Source organism: Brachybacterium tyrofermentans (assembly GCF_014897585.1).
GTDB classification, from domain to species: domain Bacteria; phylum Actinomycetota; class Actinomycetes; order Actinomycetales; family Dermabacteraceae; genus Brachybacterium; species Brachybacterium tyrofermentans.
Genome location: NZ_JABUXW010000087.1, coordinates 1 through 1,210, shown reverse-complemented (window position 1 = coordinate 1,210; position 1,210 = coordinate 1). Strand labels below are relative to the sequence as shown.

The window sequence follows — 1,210 nt, the reverse complement described above, 5'->3', positions numbered from 1 at the left end:
CCGGATCGGGCGTGACCTAATAGGAGCCTGGAGCAGCATGTCGAGAGCGTCCCCGTGACAGTCCTGTCCACCCGCCGGCGACAGCGTGAGACCACGCTAACCGTCAAGGGAGACAGGCACCATGAGCACACTCGAAACCGTCCACTCCGGGCACGTCGTCATCGGCGTCGACACCCATAAGCACATCCACGTCGCCGCCGTGCTCGACACCATCGGCGGCATCCTCGCTACCCTCACGGTCCCTACCGATACAGGGGGCTTCAAGCAGCTTCTCGGATGGGCGAACTCGTTCGGAACGGTCCTTGTGTTCGGCATCGAGGGCACCGGTTCCTACGGTGCGACGCTGACATCGTTCCTGCGCCGCCATGGGCACAAGGTCGTCGAAGCAGGGCGCCCTGACCGGCGCCAACGGCGGCTGAACGGGAAGTCCGACACCCTCGATGCGGAGAACGCCGCCCGCTCCGTCCTCGCGGGCTTCGCGACAGTTATTCCGAAGACCGCTGACAGCGGCGTCGAGATGATCAGACAGCTCAAGATCGCGCACGACTCCGCCGTCACCGACCGTTCCGCCGCGATCATCTCGATAAAGGCGATGCTCGTTCACGCTGATGACACGCTGCGCCGCGAGACGAACCGGATGACGCCGATCAAGCTCGCCCGCCACCTCGCGGCACTGCGCCCTCGGAACCTCGAGACGCCCGCAGACGCTCTTCGCCATGCACTGCGGTCCCTGGCCCGCAGATGGCAGCACCTGGACAGTGAGGCCAAGGAACTCAGGGCATCGATCGAGGCGCTCGTCATTCGCACCGCTCCCCAGTTGCTGGAGCAGTTCGGCATCGGCGTCGATACCGCAGCCGAGATCCTGATCGTCGCTGGCGACAATCCCGAGCGGATCCACTCCGAGGCAGCGTTCGCAAAGCTCGCCGGCATCAGCCCCGTCCCGACCGGCTCTGGAATGACCAGCGGCAGGCATCGCATCAACCACGGTGGGCATCGGCAGCTGAACGCCGCGATCTACCGCACCGTGATCGTCCGTATGAGATTCCACGAGCCGACCATCGCCTACGTTGCCCGTCGGACCGCCGAGGGCAAGAGTAAACGCGACATCATCCGCTGCCTGAAGCGCTACGTCATTCGCGAGGTCTACCACCTCATCAAGGTCAACCCCCGCACCGGCGAAATCGCGAGTTGACAACTATAGGAGCGTCAA

At 64.4% G+C, this 1,210-nt stretch carries 1 protein-coding gene; it reads left to right on the top strand.

Annotated features, from left to right (window positions below; all coding sequences use genetic code 11):
• The first annotated feature begins 121 nt into the window (after positions 1 to 121).
• Entirely contained in the window at positions 122 to 1,192 is a 1,071-nt protein-coding gene (locus INT49_RS20815; protein ID WP_193119628.1) for an IS110 family RNA-guided transposase, read from the top strand.
• Positions 1,193 to 1,210: the final 18 nt, after the last annotated feature.

Excerpts from the sequence above, each read along its gene's own strand:
- INT49_RS20815 (WP_193119628.1), top strand. The coding sequence starts at position 122 with ATGAGCACACTCGAAACCGTCCACTCCGGGCACGTCGTCATCGGCGTC.